Consider the following 2958-nt stretch of genomic DNA (forward strand, 5'->3'; position numbering starts at 1 on the left):
TGAGCGTCGCCAGCGAGGCGGGCCGGTCGAAGGTGATGTCGACAACGCGGCGACGGCGGCCCGCGCGATCGCGCGGGCCGCCGAGCGCGGGTTCACCGGAATGGGGGAGCAGGAATGACCACTGTCTCGCGGATGCAGTACGCGTCGCTGTACGGGCCGACGACCGGTGACCGGTTCCGGCTGGCGGACACCGAGCTTCTCGCCCGGGTGGAGAAGAGCCTGATCCTCCCGGGCGAGGAAGCGATCTACGGTGGTGGGAAGTCGATCCGCGACGGGATGGCGCAAGTGCCTGGCTTGCGCAGCACCGATGGGGTGCTCGACCTCGTGATCACCTCGGTGATCGTGATGGACGCGGTGCTGGGGATTCTCAAGGCCGACATCGGGGTGAAGGACGGCCGGATTGTAGGTGTCGGCCAGGCGGGCAACCCGTTCGTTCAGGATGGGGTCTCGGCGGGCCTGATCATCGGCCCTGCGACCGAAGTGATCTCGGGCGAGGGCCTCATCGCCACAGCGGGGGCCATCGACACCCACATCCATTTCCTGACGCCGGCTCAGGTTCCGCACGCGTTGTCGAGCGGGGTCACCACGCTGCTCGGTGGAGGCACGGGTCCGGCGGACGGATCGAAAGGCACGACCTGCACCTCCGGCCCCTGGAACATGGCGAGAATGCTCGAGGCCACCGCGACGTTGCCGGTCAACATCGGCCTGATGGGCAAGGGGAACAGCAGCCGACCGGAAGGTCTGCGCGAGCAGGTGGAAGCCGGGGCTTGCGGGTTGAAGGTGCACGAGGACTGGGGGGCCACACCCGCGGCCCTGGATTGCGCGCTCAGCGTCGCCGACGAATACGACGTGCAGGTCGCACTGCACGCCGACACGCTCAACGAGAGCGGGTACCTGGCTGACACGCTGAACGCGATCGACGGGCGGACGATCCACAGCTACCACACTGAAGGTGCCGGCGGGGGTCACGCGCCGGACATGATGGCCATCGCGTCATTGCCGAACGTGCTGCCGTCGTCAACGAACCCGACGCGGCCCTACACCACGGACACGACCGACAACCTGTTCTACATGACGATCGTGACCCACCACTTGAATCCGGACAACCCCGAGGACGTCGCGTTCGCGCAGTCGCGTATCCGCGCGGAGACCGAGGCGGCCGAAGACGTTCTGCACGACATGGGTGTGCTGAGCATGTACTCTTCGGACTCGCAGGCGATGGGCCGGGTCGGGGACACGGTGTCGACCTGCTGGCGGACCGCGGACAAGATGAAGCGGGTCACCGGGAGCCTGGCGGGGGAGAACCCGGGCGACGACAACCAGCGGATCCTGCGTTACCTGGCGAAGCTCACGATCAACCCGGCCGTGACGCACGGGATCGACCACGTCGTCGGCTCACTGGAGCCGGGTAAACTTGCCGACATCGTTTTGTGGCCGACCAACACTTTCGGTGTGAAACCGAAGTACGTCATCAAGGGCGGCTTCGTGGCGTGGTCGGTGATGGGGGACGCGAACGCGTCGATCCCCACCCCGGAACCCGTGCTGCTGCAACCGATGTTCGGCGCGCTCGGCAAGGCCGCGGGCCGCACGTCGGTCACCTTCGTGTCGCAGGCCGCGGCCGACGCGAAGGTCATGGAACGACTGGGGGTCGACCGGTTGACCGAACCGGTGCGCGGGTGCCGCACGGTGGGCAAGGCGAACATGGTGCGCAACGACCTGACCCCCGAAATCACCGTCGACCCGGAGACCTACCAGGTCAAAGTGGACGGTCAGCCCGCCGTCGTGCCCGCCTCCGACGAGGTCTCCATGTCCCAGCTCTACTACATCGTCTGATGCCTTCGTACAGGCAGCCTGCGCCCGGCACCGAGTGGTTGTCGGGGTTCCTCTCCGTCCTCCAGCTGAGCGATTCCGCATTTCCGAGCGGCCGCTACACCTTGTCGTCCGGGTTGGAGACGTTGGCGCAGAACGGCTCGCCGCTGGCCGTGCGAGCCCCGGCCGTGCTGTCCGGTTTGCTGCATGACCACCTGCGTGGTGGTGTGGGTCCATCGGACGGTGTGGCGTTGGCTTGCGCCCACCGCGCCACCGCTACCGAGGAATCGATCGATCTCGAAGCCGTCGCGCAGGCGGACCAGAGGCTCACCGCTGTGAAGGTTTCCCGGGAAGCGAGGGAAACCTCCACACGTACCGGGCGGGCGTTGTTGAGAGTGGCGACCGCAGCCTTCGGCAGCGATGCGCTCGCGCGCTACGCCAAGTGTGTCGCAGAGGGACAGACACCAGGTAACCACGCGGTAGTTCTGGGGATCCAGAGCGCTTGCCTGGGGGTACCGCGTCTCGAGGCGGTGGCCGGCGAATTGTTCGCCTTCTCGGCGAACTGGGTCGCCGCGGCGATTCGGTTGTCGGTGACCGATCACACGACGGCTCAGGCGGTGCTGAGCGGAGCTCGTGCAGTGATAGCCCAAGCCGCATTGGAGGCTGTCGACAAACAAGTCTCGGACATCAGCAGCTCGACGCCGCTGTTGGACGTGATGGCGATGAAGCACGAGGAAATCGAAGTTCGGCTGTTCGCCAGCTGAGGAAGGAAACAAGCTCGATGGCGCCACATTCACACGGCCACGGCCACGGCCACGGCCACGGCCACGGCCATGATGATCTGTCCGAGTTCACAGCTCTGCGAGCACCCGGCGTCGCCCGAATCGGCATCGGCGGGCCGGTCGGCTCGGGCAAAACGGCGCTGATCGAAGCGCTGGTCCCGATGCTCATCGAGGCGGGGCACACACCGCTGGTGGTCACCAACGACATCTTCACCAGCGAGGATGCGAAGCACGTGCGGAAGACGCTGGCGGGAGTGCTGGATCCGGAGCGCGTGGTGGGCGTGGAGACGGGCTCGTGCCCCCACACGGCGGTACGCGACGATCCGACGATGAATCTCGACGCCGTCGACGAGCTGACGCAGCGATA

At 66.6% G+C, this 2958-nt stretch carries 3 protein-coding genes; all 3 read left to right on the forward strand.

Features of this window, described 5'->3' with window-relative positions:
• The first annotated feature begins 114 nt into the window (after nucleotides 1-114).
• A complete protein-coding gene (ureC, locus tag ACWEOE_RS42070) occupies nucleotides 115-1833 on the forward strand; it encodes an urease subunit alpha (RefSeq protein ID WP_452019441.1) in 1719 nt (572 codons plus the stop codon).
• Nucleotides 1833-2573 carry an urease accessory protein UreF gene (locus tag ACWEOE_RS42075; protein WP_452019443.1) on the forward strand — a complete coding sequence of 247 codons (741 nt, stop codon included), beginning with the start codon at nucleotides 1833-1835 and terminating at the stop codon, nucleotides 2571-2573. The genes ureC and ACWEOE_RS42075 overlap by 1 nt, the downstream gene beginning before the upstream one ends.
• A 17-nt stretch (nucleotides 2574-2590) precedes the next feature.
• Nucleotides 2591-2958, forward strand: a 368-nt coding sequence (locus ACWEOE_RS42080) for a GTP-binding protein (protein WP_452019445.1), incomplete at its 3' end; no start/stop codon positions are given.

It is taken from the genome of Amycolatopsis sp. NPDC004368 (assembly GCF_053602515.1).

Coding starts and splice junctions, on each gene's coding strand:
- ureC (WP_452019441.1), top strand. CDS start 115: ATGACCACTGTCTCGCGGATGCAGTACGCGTCGCTGTACGGGCCGACG.
- ACWEOE_RS42075 (WP_452019443.1), top strand. CDS start 1,833: ATGCCTTCGTACAGGCAGCCTGCGCCCGGCACCGAGTGGTTGTCGGGG.